This is a genomic window from Nocardioides epinepheli (assembly GCF_037936805.1).
In the GTDB taxonomy this organism is placed as follows: Bacteria; Actinomycetota; Actinomycetes; order Propionibacteriales; family Nocardioidaceae; genus Nocardioides.
Map to the genome: position 1 here is coordinate 26,138 of NZ_JBBMMC010000015.1, position 19,758 is coordinate 45,895.

At 70.6% G+C, this 19,758-nt stretch carries 23 protein-coding genes and 3 tRNA genes; 7 read left to right on the plus strand and 19 right to left on the minus strand.

Going from position 1 to position 19,758, the window contains the following annotated elements:
* Positions 1-23: 23 nt before the first annotated feature.
* Entirely contained in the window at positions 24-842 is an 819-nt protein-coding gene (locus WMR31_RS18090) for an aminotransferase class IV (protein ID WP_340540289.1), read from the minus strand.
* A 149-nt stretch (positions 843-991) separates the two neighbouring features.
* On the opposite strand from WMR31_RS18090, the gene WMR31_RS18095 reads away from it, so the two are divergent.
* From WMR31_RS18095 to WMR31_RS18105, 3 genes are all read left to right on the plus strand, one after another.
* A tRNA-Gly gene (locus WMR31_RS18095) sits at positions 992-1,064 on the plus strand.
* A 57-nt stretch (positions 1,065-1,121) separates the two neighbouring features.
* Positions 1,122-1,195: transfer RNA gene (locus WMR31_RS18100), tRNA-Cys, on the plus strand.
* 42 nt (positions 1,196-1,237) lie between these two features.
* Positions 1,238-1,312 (plus strand) — tRNA-Val (locus tag WMR31_RS18105).
* 325 nt (positions 1,313-1,637) lie between these two features.
* Here WMR31_RS18105 and WMR31_RS18110 read toward each other — a convergent pair.
* The 4 genes from WMR31_RS18110 to WMR31_RS18125 form a co-directional block, all read right to left on the minus strand.
* Complete coding sequence (locus WMR31_RS18110) at positions 1,638-1,841, minus strand: hypothetical protein (RefSeq protein ID WP_340540290.1); 204 nt, start codon at positions 1,839-1,841, stop codon at positions 1,638-1,640.
* Positions 1,842-1,890: 49 nt separating this feature from the next.
* Positions 1,891-2,985 (minus strand): potassium channel family protein, encoded by a 1,095-nt coding sequence (locus WMR31_RS18115; RefSeq protein ID WP_340540291.1) that lies wholly within the window; start codon positions 2,983-2,985, stop codon positions 1,891-1,893.
* 9 nt (positions 2,986-2,994) lie between these two features.
* The gene (locus tag WMR31_RS18120) at positions 2,995-4,047 is read right to left on the minus strand and encodes a YihY/virulence factor BrkB family protein (RefSeq protein ID WP_340540292.1); all 1,053 of its coding nucleotides are present in this window, start codon (positions 4,045-4,047) and stop codon (positions 2,995-2,997) included.
* 83 nt (positions 4,048-4,130) lie between these two features.
* Positions 4,131-5,591 carry a glycine hydroxymethyltransferase gene (locus tag WMR31_RS18125; protein WP_340540293.1) on the minus strand — a complete coding sequence of 487 codons (1,461 nt, stop codon included), beginning with the start codon at positions 5,589-5,591 and terminating at the stop codon, positions 4,131-4,133.
* Between the two features lie 346 nt (positions 5,592-5,937).
* Between WMR31_RS18125 and WMR31_RS18130 the strand changes: the two genes are divergently transcribed.
* The 4 genes from WMR31_RS18130 to WMR31_RS18145 are packed head-to-tail and all read left to right on the plus strand — an operon-like array spanning position 5,938 to position 9,356.
* Positions 5,938-7,656 carry a nitrite/sulfite reductase gene (locus tag WMR31_RS18130; protein ID WP_340540294.1) on the plus strand — a complete coding sequence of 573 codons (1,719 nt, stop codon included), beginning with the start codon at positions 5,938-5,940 and terminating at the stop codon, positions 7,654-7,656.
* Entirely contained in the window at positions 7,653-7,811 is a 159-nt protein-coding gene (locus WMR31_RS18135) for a hypothetical protein (RefSeq protein WP_340540295.1), read from the plus strand. Before WMR31_RS18130 ends, WMR31_RS18135 begins: the two co-directional genes overlap by 4 nt.
* Positions 7,808-8,554 (plus strand): phosphoadenylyl-sulfate reductase, encoded by a 747-nt coding sequence (locus WMR31_RS18140; RefSeq protein ID WP_340540296.1) that lies wholly within the window; start codon positions 7,808-7,810, stop codon positions 8,552-8,554. Before WMR31_RS18135 ends, WMR31_RS18140 begins: the two co-directional genes overlap by 4 nt.
* 34 nt (positions 8,555-8,588) lie before the next feature.
* Entirely contained in the window at positions 8,589-9,356 is a 768-nt protein-coding gene (locus tag WMR31_RS18145) for a sirohydrochlorin chelatase (protein WP_340540297.1), read from the plus strand.
* Between the two features lie 197 nt (positions 9,357-9,553).
* On the opposite strand, the gene WMR31_RS18150 is transcribed toward WMR31_RS18145, so the two are convergent.
* The 14 genes from WMR31_RS18150 to WMR31_RS18215 all read right to left on the minus strand — a co-directional run bounded on the left by WMR31_RS18150 (position 9,554) and on the right by WMR31_RS18215 (position 19,736).
* Positions 9,554-9,952: a DUF3037 domain-containing protein gene (locus WMR31_RS18150; protein WP_340540298.1), complete on the minus strand. Its 399-nt coding sequence runs from the start codon at positions 9,950-9,952 to the stop codon at positions 9,554-9,556.
* Complete coding sequence (locus WMR31_RS18155; protein ID WP_340540299.1) at positions 9,949-10,707, minus strand: HipA family kinase; 759 nt, start codon at positions 10,705-10,707, stop codon at positions 9,949-9,951. The genes WMR31_RS18150 and WMR31_RS18155 overlap by 4 nt, the downstream gene beginning before the upstream one ends.
* On the minus strand, positions 10,704-11,549 hold the full coding sequence (locus WMR31_RS18160) for a PPK2 family polyphosphate kinase (protein ID WP_340540300.1): 846 nt from the start codon (positions 11,547-11,549) through the stop codon (positions 10,704-10,706). Before WMR31_RS18160 ends, WMR31_RS18155 begins: the two co-directional genes overlap by 4 nt.
* A gap of 9 nt (positions 11,550-11,558) precedes the next feature.
* Complete coding sequence (locus WMR31_RS18165) at positions 11,559-12,308, minus strand: GNAT family N-acetyltransferase (RefSeq protein ID WP_340540301.1); 750 nt, start codon at positions 12,306-12,308, stop codon at positions 11,559-11,561.
* Positions 12,309-12,311: 3 nt separating this feature from the next.
* Complete coding sequence (locus WMR31_RS18170) at positions 12,312-12,806, minus strand: phosphoribosyltransferase (RefSeq protein ID WP_340540302.1); 495 nt, start codon at positions 12,804-12,806, stop codon at positions 12,312-12,314.
* Positions 12,807-12,839: 33 nt separating this feature from the next.
* Positions 12,840-13,481 (minus strand): regulatory protein RecX, encoded by a 642-nt coding sequence (locus WMR31_RS18175; protein ID WP_340540303.1) that lies wholly within the window; start codon positions 13,479-13,481, stop codon positions 12,840-12,842.
* Positions 13,465-14,514 carry a recombinase RecA gene (gene recA, locus WMR31_RS18180; RefSeq protein ID WP_340540304.1) on the minus strand — a complete coding sequence of 350 codons (1,050 nt, stop codon included), beginning with the start codon at positions 14,512-14,514 and terminating at the stop codon, positions 13,465-13,467. Before recA ends, WMR31_RS18175 begins: the two co-directional genes overlap by 17 nt.
* Positions 14,515-14,716: 202 nt before the next feature.
* Positions 14,717-14,911 (minus strand): DUF3046 domain-containing protein, encoded by a 195-nt coding sequence (locus WMR31_RS18185; protein WP_340540305.1) that lies wholly within the window; start codon positions 14,909-14,911, stop codon positions 14,717-14,719.
* Entirely contained in the window at positions 14,908-15,846 is a 939-nt protein-coding gene (locus tag WMR31_RS18190; RefSeq protein WP_340540306.1) for a class I SAM-dependent methyltransferase, read from the minus strand. The genes WMR31_RS18185 and WMR31_RS18190 overlap by 4 nt, the downstream gene beginning before the upstream one ends.
* A 218-nt stretch (positions 15,847-16,064) precedes the next feature.
* Positions 16,065-16,544, minus strand: a complete 480-nt coding sequence (locus WMR31_RS18195) for a hypothetical protein (protein WP_340540307.1) — start codon at positions 16,542-16,544, stop codon at positions 16,065-16,067.
* Positions 16,541-17,101 (minus strand): DM13 domain-containing protein, encoded by a 561-nt coding sequence (locus WMR31_RS18200; protein ID WP_340540308.1) that lies wholly within the window; start codon positions 17,099-17,101, stop codon positions 16,541-16,543. Before WMR31_RS18200 ends, WMR31_RS18195 begins: the two co-directional genes overlap by 4 nt.
* Positions 17,102-17,138: 37 nt before the next feature.
* Positions 17,139-17,933, minus strand: coding sequence for an ABC transporter permease (locus WMR31_RS18205; RefSeq protein ID WP_340540309.1), 795 nt, complete (start codon positions 17,931-17,933; stop codon positions 17,139-17,141).
* A 67-nt stretch (positions 17,934-18,000) separates the two neighbouring features.
* Positions 18,001-18,795, minus strand: coding sequence for an ABC transporter permease (locus WMR31_RS18210; protein ID WP_340540310.1), 795 nt, complete (start codon positions 18,793-18,795; stop codon positions 18,001-18,003).
* Positions 18,795-19,736: an ABC transporter ATP-binding protein gene (locus WMR31_RS18215; RefSeq protein WP_445321648.1), complete on the minus strand. Its 942-nt coding sequence runs from the start codon at positions 19,734-19,736 to the stop codon at positions 18,795-18,797. Before WMR31_RS18215 ends, WMR31_RS18210 begins: the two co-directional genes overlap by 1 nt.
* Between the last annotated feature and the right edge of the window lie 22 nt (positions 19,737-19,758).

The window sequence follows — 19,758 nt, forward strand, 5'->3', positions numbered from 1 at the left end:
TCCCGGACCGTCGCCTTGGGCGGTCAGCCGGCCAGCTCTGATGCCTCGTGCCGACGCCACGCCGCGGCTGCGGCCTCGGTGACCGGGCCGACCGGGAGGCTGCGCTCGCCCCATCGGGTGACCGCCTGCACGTCCCTCGTCGTGGAGACCAGGAAGACCTCCTCGGCCGCCTCCGCGACGGCGATCGGTTCGTCGACCTCGCGGGCGCCGAACCACTCCAGCAGGAGCGCACGGGTCACGCCGGCCAAGCAGCCGCTGGCCAGGGTCGGGGTGCGCAGTTCACCGTCGACGACGTAGAACACGTTGGACCCGGTCCCCTCGCACAGATTGCCGGCCAGGTTCGCGAAGATCGCCTCGGTGGCCCCGAGCCGCTGCGCCTCGGCCAGCGCGACGACGTTCTCGGCGTACGACGTGGTCTTCAGGCCGGCGATCGCGCTGCGCTCGTTGCGCGGCCACGGCACGGTGACCACACTCGTCGTCTCAGCCGTCGGCGCCATCGGCGCGAGGACCACGATGACGGTCGGAGCATGATCGCCGCGGCCCGAGCCCAACGGCGCTGGGCCGGCGGTCACGGTGATCCGGAGCCGTCCCAGGGGCAGGTCGGCTCCTTCCAGCACCGCGGCGACGCCGGTGCGCACGGTGTCGAGTGCGAGGCCCGCCAGTCCGAGTCCGGCCGCCGACCGTTCGAGTCGGTCGAGGTGGCGCTCGAGCGCGAAGGGCCGCCCGTCGACGACCTTGACCGCCTCGAACACGCCATCACCCACGGTGACGCCGTGATCGACTGCGCTGATCGCCGGGCCGAAGGGGTCAGTCAGCAGCTCGCCGTCGATCCACACTCGCATGGGCGTCACTCTAGAAGCGCGCGGCAGCGGCCCGAGCACGGGCTCCGACACGTCGGACCGGGGGTCGGTTTTGGCCTCGCGGATGGCATCGGCTACTGTTCTCACGCACTCCGGATCGGGCCCTCGGGCCGCGGATCGGAGATACGCAGGCGGACATAGCTCAGTTGGTAGAGCGCAACCTTGCCAAGGTTGAGGTCGCGAGTTCGAGTCTCGTTGTCCGCTCGGAGAGGTCAGTGTTGAAGGGCCTGGGCCTGCCGCCCGACCTCCAGCCAGGAACATGGTGGGTTGGCCGAGAGGCGAGGCAACGGACTGCAAATCCGTGTACACGGGTTCAAATCCCGTACCCACCTCCATCGCAGCGCAACCGCAGTACAACTCCACAGCTACACCCACTCGGACGATTGGCGCAGTGGTAGCGCGCTTCCTTGACACGGAAGAGGTCACTGGTTCAAACCCAGTATCGTCCACCATCCGGTTTCGCCGGTCAGGCCCCGTCTTCGTCGAGGACGGGGCCTTCTCATCCCAGAACCTCGGTGCGAACTGGCCGGCTCACCCGCCGCGGGCTACGTTGGAGACGGTGCGGCGCAGCGAGTCCCCCGTCGCTGGGTCGCACCCACGGCGCCCTGCCTGCCTCGGGCTCCACGGCGGGGCCCGTGCCCGGGCTCGGATTCTCGGCTTTTTCTCAGCCGATTCCCGCACGCCGGCGCCCGCCGCCCGCTAGACTCAAGACTGTTGAGCCGCTGGTGACCCGAGACGCCAGCGGCTCAACTCTTTTTCGGCCCCGATCCCGGCGCCTCACATCGGCGTGAGCAAGGCGGCCGGGAGCCACTCCTCCACCACCGCCCACGACGCCGGGCGCGGCTGGGCGGCATAGACGACCCGGCCCTCCCAGCCGTGCTCCACCTGACGCCACTCCACCAGCAGACCGGGGCGCTTCACCGCCCGGCCGCCGTCGGCGTCGGAGACCCAGCAGTGGCGCACCGGACAGACCAGATCCATGCGCCCAGTCTGCCAGGTCATCGAACACCTGTTCGAACTACTCGTGGATTCAGTCCTCGTCGGCGGCGAAGTCCTCGTTGTGGGTGCCAGGACGTGGCGCCCAGGGAAGCTCCCTGGCCGGGCGGACGACGATCAGCCGGTCCCCTCGGGCCAGCAGCGCCACTACCGGGTCGAAGTAGCGATAGACCTGCTCGTCGCGGACCACGGCGATCACCTGGTCGGGCAGGCTCTGGGGCTGCTTGCCGACCTCGGAGACCAGCAGCTCGCGTTCGGCGACCTCGAGGCCGTCACCGCGGGTGAGCAGATCCTCCATCACATCGCCGAGGGTGGGCGACAGGGTCGAGAGGCCCAGCAGACGGCCGACGGCGTCGGAGGAGGTGATCACCGAGTTGGCGCCGGACTGGCGCATCAGCGGAGCGTTGTCCTGCTCGCGCACCGCGGAGACGATGTATGCCTCCGGGTTGAGCTGGCGCACGGTGAGTGTGGTCAGCACGTTGGAGTCGTCGCGGTCAGTGGTGATGATGACCTGCTCGGCGTCGGGCACCCGCGCCCGGCGCAGCACCTCGCGTCGGGTGGCATCGCCGGTGACCACCGCCAGACCGTCGGCGTGCGCCTCGGCCAGCGCCGTGGCGCTCGGGTCGACGATGACGATGTTCTCGCGGTCGTAGCCGTTGTGAACCAGTGTCTTGACGGCGCTTCGGCCCTTGGTGCCGTAGCCGACGACGACGACGTGATGCCCCACGGTCTTCCTCCAACGTGCGATGCGGATGAGCTCGCGCCCCTGGGTCGCCAGCACCTCGAGCGTGGTCCCGATGAGGAGCACCAGGAAGGCGATCCTGGCCGGGGTCATGACGAACGCGTTGATCAGTCGCGCGCTGTCTGTGACCGGTGCGATGTCGCCGTATCCGGTGGTGCTCAAGGTGACGGTCGAGTAGTAGATGGCGTCGATCAGGCTGAGCTTGTTGGTCGGGTCGTTGCCGTCGACGTAGCCGTCGGCGTCGAGATAGACCATCAACACGACGCCGGCGAGGATCGCCAGCGCCAGCAGCAGCCGCTTGCCGAGCTGCCACCACGGCGAGCGGTGGCGCTCGGGCAGCGACACCTTGCCCCGGCCGCGCTGGTCGGGATCGGACTCGAATTGCACGAGCCGAACCTAGTCGCTCTCCTGCTGAGTGCCGTCGTCGCCTCGCTCGAGACCCTGGACCGACCCGGCCGCGGGATCGCGACCGACCCGCGTGCGGAGCCGGGCCATCAGCTCGCGGCGAGCCCGGGTGGTGTTGCGCTGCGGGAACACCTGGTCGAAGGCGGCGTTCACCGCCGCGCCGATGAGCACCGCGATGGCCACGAGGTAGAGCCACAGCAGGACGGCGATCGGGGCCGCCAGCGGACCGTAGATCGAGCGCGAGTCGGCCGCCGTCGTCGTGAGAACCCACCGCAGCACGTAGGAGCCGAGGATCCAGGCGACCAGGGAGAAGGTGGCACCGGGGAGGTTGAAGCTCCAGTTCGTCTTCACCGGCACCGAGACGTGGTAGAGCGTGGCGAGGAAGCAGATGCAGACGACGATGACGATCGGCCAGTAGAACTGGATGAGGAAGTCGGCGCGGTTCGGCAGCCACTCCCGCACCAGCTTGGGCCCGGCGATGATCAACGGGATCGAGATCGCGCCGGTCACGACGGCCAGGATGTAGAGCGCGAACGACAGCGCCCGGGTCTTGACGATCCCGCGGTGACCGCCGAGCCCGTGCATGATCGTGATGGTGTCGACGAAGACGTTGAGCGCGCGCGATCCCGACCAGAGCGAGAGCACGAAGCCCAGCGAGATCACGTCGAGCCGGCCGCCCTTGAGCACCTCGTTGAGCGTGGGGTCGATGACCTTGTCGACCGCGGAGTCGGTCAGGAAGGTGGCGCTGAAGTCGAGCACGGCGCGGCGCACGTCTTGCACCTGGGCGGCGCTGAACTGCTCCGAGACGTAGCCGATGCCGCCGGCCAGCGCGAAGATCAGCGGCGGCACCGACACGATCGCGAAGAACGCACCCTCCGCGGCCAGCCCGGTCACCCGGTACTTCAGGCACGAGGAGACGGTGGTGACGATCAGGCGCCACAGGATGTGACCGGCCCGCCGGGCGCGTTCGGAGAACCCGGACGCCGGCACGGTGTCCTCGGCCGGCGAGGCGTCCGCCTCGTCGGAGGCACCATCGGTCGTCACGGCGTCACGCTAACGAGTGCGGCACCCGCTCCCGGGGACCCTCGACCCGACTCACGGGTGAGATGGGCGACGCCCCGGCCGGGTCAGGTCAGCTCGAGACCGGGGTAGAGCGGGTGCTTGTCGAGCATCTCCGCCGAGGCCGCCTTGACCCGATCGGCGATCCCGTCCGCGAGCACGTAGGAGGCCTTCGAGGGGGCGCCGGCCTTGGTGGTGCCGGGCTCGGTGCTGCCGAGGACCTCGACGATCAGCTCGGCGACCCGGTCGAACTCGTCGTGACCGAAGCCGCGGGTGGTGAGCGCCGGGGTGCCCAGGCGGATACCGGAGGTGTACCAGGCGCCGTTGGGGTCGGCCGGGACCGAGTTGCGGTTGGTGACCACCCCGGCGTCGAGGAGCGCCGACTCGGCCTGCCGTCCGGTGAGGCCGAACGAGGAGACGTCGAGGAGTACGAGGTGGTTGTCGGTGCCCCCGGTGACCAGGTTCGCACCGCGGGAGAGGAAGCCGTCGGCCAGGCTCTGGGCGTTGTCGGCGACCTGCTGGGCGTAGGTGCGGAACGCCGGCTGGCGGGCCTCGGCCAGGGCGACGGCCTTGGCCGCCATCACGTGCGAGAGCGGACCGCCGAGCACCATCGGGCAGCCGCGGTCGACGCTGGGGGCGTATTCCTCGGTGGCCAGCACCATGCCGCCGCGCGGGCCGCGCAGGCTCTTGTGCGTCGTGGTGGTCACCAGGTGGGCGTGCGGCACGGGGTCCTCGTCGCCGGTGAAGACCTTGCCCGCGACCAGCCCGGCGAAGTGGGCCATGTCGACCATGAGAGTGGCGCCGACCTCGTCGGCGATCTCGCGCATCTTGGCGAAGTTGATCCGCCGCGGGTAGGCGGAATAGCCGGCCACGAGCACCAGCGGGCGGAACTCGCGGGCCTTGGCGGCGACGACGTCGTAGTCGAGCAGCCCGGTCTCCGGGTCGGTGCCGTACTGCTGCTGGTGGAACATCTTGCCGCTGATGTTGGGACGGAAGCCGTGGGTGAGGTGGCCGCCGGCGTCCAGGCTCATGCCGAGCAGGCGCTGGTTGCCGAGCTCGTGACGCAGCGCCTCCCAGTCGGCCTCGGTGAGCTCGTTGACGTTGCGCAGCTGCGCCTTCTCCAGCCACGGCCCCTCGACCCGGTGGGCCAGGATCGACCAGTACGCCACCAGGTTGGCGTCGATGCCCGAGTGCGGTTGCGCGTAGGCGTACTCGGCACCGAACAGCTCGCGGGCGTGCTCGGCCGCCAGCGCCTCGACGGTGTCGACGTTCTGGCAACCGGCGTAGAAGCGGTGGCCGACGGTGCCCTCGGCGTACTTGTCGCTGAACCAGGTCCCCATGGTGAGCAGCACCGCCGGGGAGGCGTAGTTCTCGCTGGCGATGAGCTTGAGCGACCCGCGCTGATCGGTGAGCTCTTGGCGCGTGGCCTCCGCGATCCGCGGCTCCACCGACGCGATCACCTCCAGGGCGTCGCGATAGGCGCTGCTGGTGAGGCTGGAGATGCTGGGACGGGCTGCGTCATCGGCCATGGCGGTCAGACTAGTGAGACACCCCGGTTACCGACGAGTCGGATCCAGTGCCAGGACGGGCTTGCGATGTGACGTGGCTCGCACGCCGCTCGCGCGTCAGGCGTAGGCATCGGCCACTCGTCTCACATCATGGATCAGGATCTCACATCACGAGATTGCGGTTTGTGGACAAAGCGTCCAGCAGGTGAGACTCCGGACCATGGTCACCGCCGCAACGCACGCCCACCTCGTGGTACGCCGCCACGTGGACTATGGGCGCACGCGCAGCAGCATGTGTCCGCATCGCTGATCCACCTCGGAACCTCCCGGCCGCCGCGGCGGCGACGCTTCAGCGAAGGACATTGCCATGACCGATCGGCGCTACCAGGCCAAGCCGGCCGCTCACACCGAGATCCCCCGTCCCAAGCGGGCGGAGGGGCAGTGGGCGCTGGGCTACAGCGAGCCGCTGAACAAGAACGAGCAGTCCAAGAAGGACGACGATCCGCTCAACGTCCGTGACCGGATCCTCCATACCTACTCCAAGCGCGGCTTCGCCTCGATCGACCCCGCCGACCTGCGCGGCCGCTTCCGGTGGATGGGCCTCTACACCCAGCGCGCTCCGGGCTTCGACGGCGGCAAGACCGCGACCCTGAGCGAGGAGGAGCTCGACGACGAGTACTTCATGCTCCGCGTGCGCTCCGACGGGCGCCTGCTCTCCCACGACGCGGTCCGCGCGCTGGGCCGCATCGGCGTCGACTACGCCCGCGACACCGCCGACGTCACCGACCGGGAGAACATCCAGTACCACTGGATCCGGATCGAGGACGTGCCGTCGATCTGGGAGCAGCTGGACCAGGCCGGGCTGAGCAGCCTGGAGGCGTGCGGCGACTCCCCGCGGCCCTTCCTCGGCTCCCCCGTCGCCGGCGTCGCCACCGACGAGATCATCGACGGCACCTCGGCGCTGGAGGAGATCTACGAGCGGTTCATCGGCGACCCGGCGTTCTCCAACTTCCCCCGCAAGTTCAAGACCGCGGTCACCGGGCACCCCAGCCACGACGTCTCCCCCGAGACCAACGACGTCTCGTTCGTCGGCACCGTCCACCCCGAGCACGGCCCGGGCTTCGACCTCTGGGTAGGTGGCGGCCTGTCGACCAACCCGATGCTCGCGCAGAAGATGGGGGTCTGGATCCCGCTCGACGAGGTGGCCGACGCCTGGTCGGCGGTGGCCTCGGTCTTCCGTGACTACGGGTACCGGCGGTTGCGCTCGCGCGCGCGGCTGAAGTTCCTGGTCGCCGACTGGGGCATCGAGAAGTTCCGCGAGGTCGTCGAGAACGAGTACCTCGGCCGCAAGCTCGTCTCCTGCCCCTCGCCGCCCTCGCCGGAGGGCCACCGCGACCACATCGGCATCCACGAGCAGCGCGACGGCAGGCGCTACGTCGGCGTCGCACCGATCGCCGGTCGCATCTCGGGCACCGTCTTGGTGCAGCTCGCCGACCTCATCGAGGAGTTCGGCGTCGACGGCGCCCGTCTGACCCCGTACCAGAAGATCGTGCTGATCGGCGTCGAGCCCGAGCGCGTCGAGCCCCTCGTGGCCCGTCTCGAGGAGATCGGGCTCTCCGCGCGCCCGTCCAACTGGCGGCGCAACACGATGGCCTGCACCGGTATCGAGTTCTGCAAGCTCGCGATCGTCGACACCAAGGAGCGCGCCCGTCGTCTGGTGGGCGAGCTCGAGCAGCGCTTCCCCGAGCTCGACACGCCGATCACCGTGAACGTGAACGGTTGCCCGAACGCCTGCGCCCGCACCCAGGTCGCCGACATCGGGCTCAAGGGCCAGCTGGTGATGTCGGAGGGACAGCAGGTCGAGGGCTTCCAGGTGCACCTGGGCGGCGCCACCGGGCTGAACGCGAACTTCGGCCGCAAGCTGCGTGCCCACAAGGTCACCAGCGCCGGCCTCGACGACTACATCACTGCGATCGTCACCAACTACCTCGATGACCGCACCGGCGCCGAGGAGTCCTTCTCCGCGTGGGTCGCGCGCGCCGACGAGGACCTGTTGCGCGGCGAGAAGGTGCTGGAAGCGGTATGAGCGAGCGCGCGATCCCCTTCCACTGCCCCTACTGCGGCGACCAGAACCTCTGGCCGCACGAGGCGACCCACGGCTCGTGGGAGTGCCGCGACTGCCAGCGCGTCTTCTCCTTGAAGCTGGTCGGCCAGCTGCGTCCGGACGGCGTCGTCCGATGACCACGCTCGCCACCCAGACCGCTCGCGACGCCCGCGGCGTCGCGACCGAGGGGCGCTCCCCAGAGCAGCTGCGCGACCTGGTCTCCCACTGGGGCGCCGAGCTCGAGCTCGCGCCCGCCGAGACGATCATCGAGTGGGCCGCGGCGACGTTCGGTAAGCGGTTCGCGGTCACCTCCTCGATGGGCGACGCCGTGTTGGCCCACGTCGCCTCGAAGGTGGTGCCGGGCATCGACGTGGTGTTCCTCGACACCGGCTACCACTTCGTCGAGACCATCGGCACCCGTGACGCCGTGGCGGCCACGATGGAGGTGAGCCTGCTGAGCATCACGCCGAAGCAGAGCGTCGCCGAGCAGGACGCCGCCTACGGCAAGGACCTCTTCCGCACCGACCCCGACCGGTGCTGCGCACTGCGCAAGGTCGCGCCGCTGGCCGACGCCCTCGCCGGCTACGACGCCTGGGCCACCGGCCTACGGCGCGCGGAGACCCACAACCGGGTCATCGCGCCGGTCATCGGCTGGGATGCGAAGAAGGGCAAAGTGAAGGTCTCCCCGCTCGCGCGATGGAGCGATGAGCAGGTAGAGCGGTACATCGCCGACAACGGCGTCCTGGTGAATCCGCTCGTCTACGACGGCTACCCGTCGATCGGGTGCGCACCCTGCACCCGACGCGTCGCGCCCGGAGAGGACCCGCGCAGCGGGCGCTGGGCCGGCACCAACAAGACCGAGTGCGGGATCCACTCATGATCCCCGCTCGCGAGAATGAGAGGAGGCAGCGCTGATGGCTGCTCCCGCCTTGGTCGCCCTGGCTCACGCGAGCCGGGACTCCCGATCCACCAAGACGATCACCGCATTGGTCGAGGAGGTGAAGGCGCAGCGCCCCGACCTCCGCGTCGAGCGCGCCTTCCTCGACACCGGCGCGGCCCGTACGCGCCGGGTGCGCCCGGAGTTCCAGGCCGTGATCGACCGCCTCGTGAAGGCCGGCCACGAGGAGATCGTCGTGGTGCCGCTGGCGCTCTCCGACGGCTCCGGCGCCGAGGTGCCCGGGGTCGCGGACGCCGTCGCCGAGGCCACCGCACGCCACCACGGCCTGCAGGTGCGCGTCAGCGCAGACCTCGGTCTGGAGACGTGCTACCTGGAGGTGCTCGACGAGCGGCTGCGCGAGGTCCTGCGCGCCTCCCGGGTCCGCGAGCTCGACGCTCTGGTCCTGGCCGCCGCCGGCTCGACCGATGCGCTGGCCAACCAGACCGTGGCGCGGCTCGCCCGGCTGTGGGGCACCCACCACCGGCTCCCGGTCACCGCGGCCTACGCCGCCAGCGCACCCCCGGCGACCGGTGAGGCCGTGCGCGCCTTCCGCGCCGAGGGACGCCGCCACATCGCGGTCGCCTCGCTCTTCCTCACACCCGGTGAGCTGACCGACCGCGCCGCCGAGCTGGCCCTGGAGGCCGGCGCCGTGGCCGTCTCGGAGCCGATGGGCGCCCACCCCGAGATCGCCCGCGTCGTCCTGGCCCGCTACGCCGTCGGCGCCGTGGAACTCGTCCCGGTCTGATCCCGCCGGACGAGGTACGAGTCCGGCGGGATCGATGGTCGTCGAGCAAGCGGCGCGACCGAGGGACGAGGTCGCGACCCGCGTGTCGAGACGTCTGGCCCTGGGCTGCCAACCAGCATCGAGCGTTGGCAGCGCGGGTTCCCGGGGTTTCGCTGGCGCTCGCTGGCGCTCGCTTGCTCAACCTCCGGGCGGGGTGCTCAACCTCCGACCAGGTGGTGGAGCAGGTGGTCGAGCTGGCGGGCGGGGTCGGTGGTGAGGCCGCCGTGGACGGGGCCCGGCTGGAGGACCGTGCTTCGGGGCGCCTTGAGGAAGCCGAAGCGCTGGCTCAGCGGGGCCTCCCCGGCGCTGCCGGCCTCCGGCGCGCCCGCGCACACGGCGTCGACGTAGGTGAGCGCGGCGCGGAGCTGGTCGGCGTCGACGACGTCGCCCAAGGCGTCGAGGCGGTCGGTGTCGAGGTGCCAGGCGGCGGCGAGGAAGTCGGTGGCCTGGCAGTAGAGCACGACGCCGACGTTGAGGAACTCCTCACGATCGACCCTGGGCACGCAGCGCAGGGCGACGTACTGGTACGCGCGCCGCATGGCCTGGTCGCTGCTCACGTCGGCAGCCACTGACGGGTTCCGAGGCGGGCGGTGAGGAAGGCGAGGTAGGCCTCGCGCAGGGCCTGCGGCGTCTCGGCGCCCGGGACCGGCTCGAGCCACTCGTCGGGCACGAGGTCGATCACCTCGGAGAGCAGCTCCGGGGTCACCAGCGCGGACAGCTCCTCGTCGACCTTCGCCAGGTCGCCGGCCCGGCGGCGCAGGACGTGGTCGCCGGCGTCCCAGGGCTGCGCGGCGAAGCGGGCCGGATCCGTGAGACCGCCGGACCAGGCGTGGTGGAAGTAGAGCGAGGCGCCGTGGTCGATGACCCACAGGTCCTCCCCCCACAGCAGCAGGTTGGGATTGCGCCAGGAGCGATCGACGTTCGCGGTGAAGGCGTCGAGCCAGACGACCCTGCCCGCGATCTCCGCCGACGTCGCAGCGTCGCCGTCGAAGCCGAAGGATCCAGGCAGGAAGTCGATACCCAGGTTGGACCCGACACTCGCGGTGAGCAGGTCCTGGACCTCCTCGTCGGCCTCGTAGCGGGCGATCTCGGAGTCGAGGTCGAGGACGACCTGGCGCGGGGTCCGCAGGCCGATCCGGCGCGCCAGCTCCCCCACGATCACCTCAGCCACCAGTACCCGCGGGCCCTGCCCGGCGCGACGGAACTTGCACACATAGGTGCCCAGGTCGTCGGCCTCGACGACGCCGGGCATGCTGCCGCCCTCTCGGAGCGGAGTGACGTAGCGGGTGACGACGACCCGTTCCAGACTCACTCGACCGGGGTCTCGTCGAGCAGGCGGGCGCGCTCGACGTCGACGTCGAAGTCCGCCGGCGGCCACTGCGGGTCGAGATCGCGCAGGGTGTCCAGCAGCAGAGTGCCCACGGCCAGGTTGCGGTACCACTTCTTGTCGGCCGGGATCACGTACCAGGGTGCGATCTCGGTGTTGGTCTTCTCCAACGCGAGGTCGTAGGCGGCGCGGTACTCGCCCCACAGGGCGCGCTCGTCGATGTCGCCGGGGTTGAACTTCCAGTATTTCGACGGGTCGTCGAGCCGGGCCAGGAGCCGCTGCTTCTGCTCCTCGGCGCTGATGTGCAGCATGCACTTGACCACGGTCGTGCCGGAGTCTGCCAAGCGCCTCTCGAAGTCGTTGATCGCGCCGTAGCGCCGCTCGATCTCCTCCGGTGGCGCCAGCGAGCGGACCCGACCGATCAGCACGTCCTCGTAGTGGGAGCGGTCGAAGACCCCGAGGATGCCCGGCCCCGGCAGCGCCCGCTCGATCCGCCAGAGGAAGTCGTGGCTGCGCTCCTCCTCGGTGGGCGCCTTGAAGGAGGTGATCCGCACGCCCTGCGGGTCGACCAGCCCGACGGTGTGCCGCAGCGTCCCGCCCTTGCCGGAGGTGTCCATGCCCTGGAGCACCAGCAGGATGTTGCGGGTGCCGCCGGTGCGCCCCTCGGCGAACAGCCGCTCCTGCAGGTCGGCCAACTCGGGGCCCATCGCGGCGAGCGCGGCCTCGCCGTCGGCCTTCTTGCCGTCGTAGCCGGGCGCGGCATCGGTCTCGATGGACTTCAGGTCGACCGGTCCGGCAGGGAGGCGCAACGCGTCGCGGATGCTCATGCCCTCACCCTATTGAGTGCCTCCCGACCGATCGACCGGACCACCGAGCACCCGCGGGACGTCGAGGGTGCAGCCGATGACGGTGTCGACCGACCCGTCGAGCTGGGGCTCGTCGAACCACAGGCCCTCCACGAAGCCGACCTTGGCCAGCACCCGCAGCGACGGCCGGTTGCGATGGTCGGGCGCGGCGAAGAACGAGGGCACCTGAGCCTCACGCCGGACGGCGTGCACCGCCCAGGCCCACAGGCATCGGGTCCCGAGACCGCGCCCCACCCACTCCGGCTCGCCGATCAGGTAGTCGACGCCGAGCGCGCTGGAGTCGGGAGTCAGCAGCGCGTACTCCGGGTAGTCGGCGATCGCGTAGTCCTGCACGAATCCGACCGACCGGCCGTTCACCTCCCAGACCCACATCCGCGTGGGCTCGGCACCCGTGATCCGCCGCAGATAGAGCGCGGTGACCGCCTCAGGCGTCGGCTCGCCGTCGCCTGCCCACCAGCGTCGCACATGCTCGGCCGTGCGCCACCGGACGACGTCGGGCAGGTCGCCCGGCGTCATCGGTCGCAGCGTGATCCGGAGGTCCGGGTCGATCTCGAACCGCTTCACCGGCCCCGACAGGTCCACCGCTGCCGGGTCGGCACCGCCGACCGCTGCTCCCGCGGTCGCGGCGAGGCGGCGGGCCGCCGACCACCACGACTCGTCAGGTGCGCTCACCCCAGCGAGCACTCCCTGGGGCGTGCCGACCTCGATCGGCGCATCCACGGCTCAATGGGCCAGGCCGCCGCGCCGGTCGACGATCGGGCCGGCGGCCGACCAGGGGAAGTCGATCCAGCGGTCGGTGTGCCGCCACACGTAGTCGGCGTGGACGATGGTCTGCGGCTTCTCGTAGATGACCGCGATCCGGGCGTCGGCGACGTGTCCGGCGATGAAGGCGCGCACATGCTCCAGGGTGCGACCGCTGTCGCTCACGTCGTCGGCGATGAGCACCTTCAGGCCGGACAGGTCGATCGCGTCGGGCGTCGGCGGCAGCATGATCGGCACGTCGAGCCGCTCGTCGACGCCGGTGTAGAACTCGACGTTCACCGCGGAGAGGTTCTTCACGTCCAGGGCGTAGCCCAGGCCCATCGCCAGGCCGAGTCCCCCGCGGGCGATCGCCAGGACCAGATCCGGCTCGTAGCCGGAGTCGACGACCTGTCGGGCCAGGTCGCCGACCGCCTCCCCGAACAACGGATAGGTCAGCACTTCGCGCTCGGAGCTCACCGGAGCAGTCTGACGTGTCCCTCGCGCGCGGCGCTAGGAGTCGCCCAGGTCCGCGTCGGCGGTCGGGTCGTCGCGGCCGGCATCGGCCAGCTCCTCGCGCACCACCGCGAAGGCCAGCCCGGCCGGATAGCCCTTGCGCCCGAGCATGCCGACCAGCCGGCGGGTCGCGGTGACGTCGTCGACCCGGCTCAGCGAGCGCAGCTTGCGCCGGACCAGCCGACGTGCGGCCTCCTCCTCCTCGGCCGGATCCACCTCGTCGAGCGCGGCCCGGGCGACCTCGTCGTCGACGCCCTTGCGGCGCAGCTCCTGGGCCAGGGCACGACGCGCGAGCCCCTTGGCGCTCTGCCGGCCCTCGACCCAGCCGCGGGCGAAGGCCGCGTCGTCGATCAGGCCGACCTCCTCGAAACGGTCGAGCAGGCGCTCGGCGATCTCGTCGGGCACACCACGCCCGGCGAGCTTGTCGGCCAGCTCCCGGCGCGAGCGGGCCCGGCCGGTGAGCTGGTCGAGCAGGATGGTGCGGGCCACCGACTCCGGGTCGGCGTCAGGGCCGAGCGCCTTCGTGTCCGGCGGGGGCTCCGCCTCTCGGCCGGCCCGGGCCGGCGCCTGCCGGACCCAGGCCTGCACCCCGGCGTGGACGTCGCCACGCCAGCGGTCGGACTCAGAAGTCGTCGACACCGATCGGAGCCTCCGAGAGCGCCTCGGCCGGGTCGTCGACGTTCGGGCCGACGCCGAGCTTCTCGAGGATCTTCTTCTCCAGCTCGTTGGCCAGGTCGGGGTTGTCCTTGAGGAAGGTGCGTGCGTTCTCCTTGCCCTGCCCCAGCTGGTCGCCCTCGTAGGTGTACCAGGCGCCGGCCTTGCGGATGATGCCCGCCTCGACGCCGACGTCGATGAGGCCACCCTCGCGGCTGATGCCCTTGCCGTACATGATGTCGAACTCGGCCTGCTTGAACGGCGGGGCCACCTTGTTCTTGACGACCTTGACCCGGGTCCGGTTGCCGACCATGTCGGTGCCGTCCTTGAGGGTCTCGATGCGGCGCACGTCGAGCCGGACCGAGGAGTAGAACTTCAGCGCCCGACCACCGGTGGTGGTCTCGGGCGAGCCGAACATGACCCCGATCTTCTCGCGCAGCTGGTTGATGAAGATCGCGGTGGTGCCGGAGTTGTTGAGCGCACCGGTCATCTTCCGCAGCGCCTGGCTCATCAGGCGGGCCTGGAGGCCGACGTGGCTGTCGCCCATCTCGCCCTCGATCTCGGCGCGGGGCACCAGTGCGGCCACGGAGTCGATGACGATCAGGTCGAGGGCGCCGGAGCGGATCAGCATGTCGGCGATCTCGAGCGCCTGCTCGCCGGAGTCGGGCTGGGAGACCAGCAGCGCGTCGGTGTCGACGCCGAGGGCCTTGGCGTACTCGGGGTCGAGTGCGTGCTCGGCGTCGATGAAGGCGACGATGCCGCCGCGCGCCTGGGCGTTGGCCACCGCGTGCAGCGCCACCGTTGTTTTACCGGAGGACTCCGGTCCGTAGATCTCCACGACGCGGCCGCGCGGCAGGCCGCCGAGGCCGAGTGCGACGTCGAGGGCGATCGATCCGGTGGGGATGATCTCGAGGGGGGCGCGCGTCTCGTCTCCGAGGCGCATCACCGAGCCCTTGCCGAACTGCTTCTCGATGTTGAGCAGAGCAGTGTCGAGGGCCTTGTCGCGGTCTCCAGCCATGGGTTGCTTCCTTGTCTCTCGTCGTGGGCCAGGCACATCGACGACGCTAGAGCGAGCCACCGACAATGCCTGGTCAGCGCTGTCGTGCCTGTGGACAACCTCGGTCCGCGTCATGCCTGTGGAGAGAACCTATCCGGCGATCGAACAGATGTTCGGGACGCGGGTCCCGGCGTGTCGGTCGGTACCGGCCGATGCGGGCCGCTCAGCGCTCGGAGTCGGGGAGCTCCAGGGACCGCCACACCGCGGCCCAGACCTGCTTGGGCGGCACCCCGGCGTCCAGCGCCTGCTGCGGGGTACGCCGGTCGAGGTCGGCCAGCACCATCTGGTCGGCCCAGGTGCGGCAGTAGGCCGCGCCGAGGGCGCGCTCCATGCGTGCCCAGAACTCGGTGTGCCTCACGGGCACCCACGGTACGCAACGACGTCGAGCCACCGCTCGCCGCGCTGCCCAACCTCCCCGCGCTGCACTCTGTCGACGCGCCAGCCGGCCTGTTCGGCGACCGATCGCAGCGCCGGTTCGCGCCAGTAGGTGAACATCCTCGGCGCCCGGATGCTGCCGTGGGTCGACCAGCCCGCACCGTCGCCCTCCTTGAGGGTCATCCGCAGTACGCCCCCGGGCTCGGTGGCCTCCGCGAGCCGCTCCAGCACCGTGGGCAGGTCGGCGCGCGCGACGTGGAGCAGGGAGGCGTTGGCCCAGATCCCGTCGTAACGCCGCCCGGTCTCGTCCAGCAGCTCATCGCGCAGCGGGTCCAAGACGTCGGCGCGGTGGCCGTCGGCCCGCAGCCGGTCGACGAAGCCACGGGTGACGTCGGTGCGCCGTACCCGCACACCGCGCTCCTCGAGGGCGAGCGCGTCCCGCCCACCACCGCTGCCGATCTCCAGCACCCGCGCCTGCTCGGGGAGACGGTCCGCGAAGTCGTCGACCGCGGCTCGCACCGGCTCGGTGAGCGCGACGGTCGCCTCGCGGTAGGCCGCCGCGTCGGCGTCGTAGGCGGCCAGGGTCAGCTGCGTGCGGACGTCCCAGATGTGGTGCACGACGTCGTGCAGGTGGTAGCGGGCGAGCGAGGCCACGGTGAACACGCGCCCGTCCCCGCGCACGCCGGTGCGGTCCCAGGCGGTGCCCGCTACGGCCTCATAGCGACCGGCGACCTGCTCGGCCGCCGAGCTCAGCTCGGCGGCGACCGCTGCCGGATCGGCCAGGTCGTAGCGGCGCTCGGCGGCAACGGCGTCCTGGTCCCAGTTCGCGAACCGTGGCTCGTCCTGGTCGAGAACGGCCTGCACCCGGTGGCGGAACAGGTCGTGGACGTCGCGCACGTGGCAGGCGTACTCGGTCACCGACCACGGGGCGCGGGCGCTTCGAGGGAGCCGGGCCGCGGAGGGCGGCCTCCCACGACCGGGCGTTCTCGCGCAGGGCTCCCCCGATCGCGTCGACATCGGTGCGCGGCGCGTCGAATCCGCAGGCGTCGCAGCGGGCGTCGAGCACCCACGTCCAGTCCTTGGTGTCGCGCACCCGCCGAGTATCCCAACCCCGTACGCCGCCGCTGCCGTTGCGTCTACTCCGGAGCCGACCAGTCGCCGTAGCGGTCCTGCAGCCCAGTCACACTCACCCCTCCCTGGCCCGCCTCCCTGACGACGAGGGGGGCGAGGTCCGCAGCGGCCGTGCGCAGATCGACGCCGACGGGCCCCTCCGGGGAGTCGGCGCCGACGACGACGCTGACCGTGTTCGGCTCCCACGGCAATGCCGTCCAGATCGCCTCGAGCAGGGCGTCGAGCTCCTCGACGGTGAACGGCTCGGCCGAGTCCGACTCCATCCCGAGGCTGAGCCGGTGGCCGAAGCCGTTGGTCGACCGGGACGGCTCGTCGACCTCGACGATCCGCGGCACCGCTGCCCTCACCGCGGCCGCGACGTCGCCGTAGTCGGCGGGCTCCTTCTCGGCCTCCCAGATGCCCTTGATCGTCCCGCAGCCGGACAGTGCGCCGGTCATCAGCACCAGCGCGATCGCGGCGCCGAGAAGCCCTCGGGCGGGGCTCACGCGACCGCGGCCGTGCCGAAGGCCACGTTGAACCGGTCGCACCAGATCACCACCGTCGTGAGTCCATCCAGGTCGACGTCGTCGGGGATCTCGTAGTTCTGGTTGCCGTGGGTGGCCTTGAGGTCGCCGAGGTCGACGTAGCGATCGTCGTCGTAGGAGCCCCATTCGCCGCCGCTGGGCGCGTTCGAGAGGGCCACGACCAAGTCGGGCCCGTCGGAGGTGGCCAGGTCGTCCAGGCGCACGAATCGCCGGCCGTCGCCGAGCTCGATGATGGAGGCCGTGCCGGTGGTGCCGTGCTCGGCGTCGACGAAGTCGCCCGAGCCGTGCTCGACGAGGTCGGGGGCCTGCTCTCCGGGCTCCTTCGCGCTCGGCTGCCCGGGCGTGGTCGGCCCGTCGGACTCGCCCGCGGGACCGGACTCGCCGCCGGAGTCGGTGGCCTGCGACATCGGGAGCGCCTCGTCGACATGGCTCGAGGTCCACAGCCGCCACGGTTGGAAGGCCCACAGTCCCACGGCCAGCACCACGAGCGCGACGCCGCCGATCACCCACTTGATCACGCTTGCGAACCTAACCGGGACGCGGTGGGGCCAAACCTCAGGTGAGGAGCAGCCGGTCGAGACGTCGTCGCGTCAGCCAGAGCCCTAAGGCACCCATCGCCACCAGGTAGACCACCGAAATCACCGAGGCGACCGTAGGCGTGCCGGTGGTGAGCTCGCGACACAGGACGACGCCGCGGTAGAGCGGGGTGCACTCGACCACGAACCGCAGGATGCCGTCGTAGGAGGTGACCGGGAAGAAGGTCGCCGAGAACAAGAACATCGGCAGCTGGATCAAGGTGATCTTCTCGAAGTCCTGCCACGAGCGCATCCAGGTGGTGAGTGCCATGCACACCGCACTGAAGGCGTACCCGATGAGGAGCGCCGCCGGCAGCGCGAGCAGGGCCCACCAGCTCTGGAGATAGCCCAGGGCCAGCATCACGAGCAGGAAGGCGGCCGAGTAGGACCCGCCGCGGATCTGCCCCCACATGATCTCGCCGCGGGCGATGTCGATCGTGCGCATGGGCGTGGCCAGCACCTGGTCGTAGAGCTTGAGATAGCGCAGCTTGAAGAAGACGTTGTAGGTGGAGTCCATCAGGGCGCCGTTGAAAGCCGAGGCGGCGAGCATGCCGGGTGCGACGAACTCGGCGTAGGGGATCGTCTGCCCGTTGAACTCGAAGGACTCGATCAGCTGCCCGACGCCGATCCCGATCGAGAACAGGTAGAGGACCGGCTCGAGGAAGCCGGTGAGGAAGAGCTTCCACGCCGAGCGGTAGGAGATCGCGTTGCGCTCGACCAGCAGGAGGGCGGCCTGCCAGGAGGTGAGCGGGACGATCGGGACCCGGGCGCTCATGCGGGGTCCCCGACGAGTTGCGCCGCAGGCGAGCGCAGCGAGCCGAGCGCGGAAGTCGGTGGGGTGCTCATGTGGCCATCCGCTTCTCGAGGCCCGAGACCGACCAGCGCCAGCCGATCGCGCAGAGCACCACCAGGACGACGGTGTTGATCGCGGCCGTGGTCCAGTCGATGTGGTCGAGGGAGAACATCCGCGACAGGCTGACCCCCTGCCACAGCGGGGTGAGCCGGGCCGCCCAGGCGCCGACGTCGCCGAGATTGCTGACGGGGAAGAAGGCGCCGCTGAACAGGAACAGCGGGAACACGCCGATGCGGAAGAGCACGCCGAAGGCGGCCTCGGACTCGACCCGGCAGGCGAATCCGAACGTCAAGGTGGCGAAGGCCATGCCGGTGAGCACCTGGGCCGCGAACGCCACGAAGGGCCCCCACCACGACTCGAACACTCCGAACGGCGCGACGACGAGGTCGAAGACGCCGACGCTGACCGCCACCCGCACGGCCACGAAGCCGAGGTGGGCGGCCACGACGTCGCGCACGGTGAGCGGCGTGGCGATCATCGACTCATAGACCCGGTTCCACTTCAGGTTGCCCATCACCGGATAGGAGGTCTCGGCGACCGCGGTCTGCATGGCGTGCGCGGCGACCAACCCTGGGACGAGGAACGCGAGGTAGGACGTCGCCCCCTCGAGCCGGTCGGGATCGCCGTCGATGAAGCCGCCGAGCAGGACGCCCATCGCAAGCACGTAGAACAGTGGCGCGACGAAGCTGGAGACCACACTGCCGCGCCAGGTCCGCAGGGTGACGGTCTTCCAGTAGTCGACCTGGCGGCCGACCCCCTCGCGCAGGGTGAGCGCGCCGGCCATCAGTCGACCAGCGTCCGGCCGGTGAGGCGGAGGAAGACGTCCTCCAGCGTGCTGCGCCGGACCAGCGTGGCGACCGGTTCGAGTCCGCGCTCGTGCACCTTGGCGATCACCTCGTCGCCGTCGGCGGCGTAGACGAGGAGCCGGTCGGGCAGCACCTCGACCCGCTCCCCGAGGTCGGCGATCTTGTCGGCGAGCGTCTCGTGGGTGGCGCCCTCCTCGGCGAGGCCGAAGCGCAGCTCGGCCACCTCGCGGCTGGAGTACCGGTCGATGAGCTCGCGTGGCGAGCCCTCGGCGGCGATGACTCCCTTGTCCATCACCACCAGGCGATCGCACAGCTGTTCGGCCTCGTCCATGTAGTGGGTGGTGAGGACCAGGGTGACGCCCTGCTGCTTGAGCCGGAACAGCTGGTCCCACAGGACGTGGCGGGCCTGCGGGTCGAGTCCGGTGGTCGGCTCGTCGAGCAGCAGCAGCTCGGGACGGTTGATCAGGCTGCGCGCGATGGTGAGACGGCGCTTCATGCCGCCGGAGAGGTCGTCGACCTTGGCCTTGGCCTTGTCGGTGAGGTTGACGAACTCCAGCAGCTCGTCGGCGCGGGCGTTGACCTCGGCCTTCGGCATCCCGAAGTAGCGGCCGTAGACGTAGAGGTTGTCGCGCACGCTCAGCTCGACGTCGAGGGTGTCTTCCTGCGGGCACACGCCGAGCAGCCCGCGGATCGCGGGTCCGTCGGTGGCGGGGTCCATCCCCATGATCCGCAGCTCGCCTCCGCTGACCGGCGAGACGGCCGCGATCATCCGCATGGTGGAGGACTTGCCCGCGCCGTTGGGGCCGAGGAAGCCGAACGCCTCGCCCCGGCGGACGTCGACGTCGATGCCCTTGACGGCCTCGAAGTCGCCGAAGGACTTGCGAAGCCCGACGGCACGGATCATCGACTCATCACTCACCCACGGCACGTTAGCCGGATGC